We start from the raw sequence: 570 nt of genomic DNA, 5'->3' as shown, positions 1-570 counted from the left end.
ACATAGGTCATTTTCGACAGCGTGCCTTTGATGGGCATATGGATTCTGTGATAGTCCTTGGGAGCCAGGTAGATGGTGGCAAAGTCACCGTCTTCGAAGCGTTCGGCATCTTTGGCCTGATTACCCAGCAGGGTCAGAGCCGAATAGTGATGGCCTTTGGCCTGAAAAATGCGGCCGTCTTCAATGGGGCCACACTGACTCACGGCGCCATCGACCGGGTGCACTATATATTCAGGGTCCTGACACAGAGGGCGTGCGCCGTCTTTCAGGGCGCGGGTGAAAAAAGCGTTGAAGCTCTTGTAAGCTTCAGGCTCGCTTTGGGTCGCTTCTGACATATCTATCTTGTACTGTTTGATAAACCAGCGAATAGCCCAGGTGGTCAGCTTGCCGGCTTCGGCCGCTGCCAGTTTCCCGACCAGGCGGGACAACAGGTGTTTGGGCAGCATGTACTGCAGTGCAATCTTCACTTTATCCAATTTTTGCTTCCTTCAAATGGGCTTTACCAGCTTAAATGTCGTCCATGCCGGCGCGGAAGTGGCGGGCGTGACGCTGTTCATCCAGACTGGTGAT

General features: G+C 53.7%; 1 protein-coding gene. It reads right to left on the bottom strand.

Going from position 1 to position 570, the window contains the following annotated elements; genetic code table 11:
• A partial coding sequence (asd, locus tag IEX22_RS16390) for an archaetidylserine decarboxylase (protein WP_229660120.1) occupies positions 1 to 446 on the bottom strand: 446 nt, incomplete at its 3' end.
• Between the last annotated feature and the right edge of the window lie 124 nt (positions 447 to 570).

Origin of the sequence: Tersicoccus solisilvae (assembly GCF_014643255.1) — a bacterium.
GTDB lineage: Bacteria > Actinomycetota > Actinomycetes > Actinomycetales > Micrococcaceae > Tersicoccus > Tersicoccus solisilvae.
This window is presented reverse-complemented; position numbering and strand designations above follow the sequence as displayed.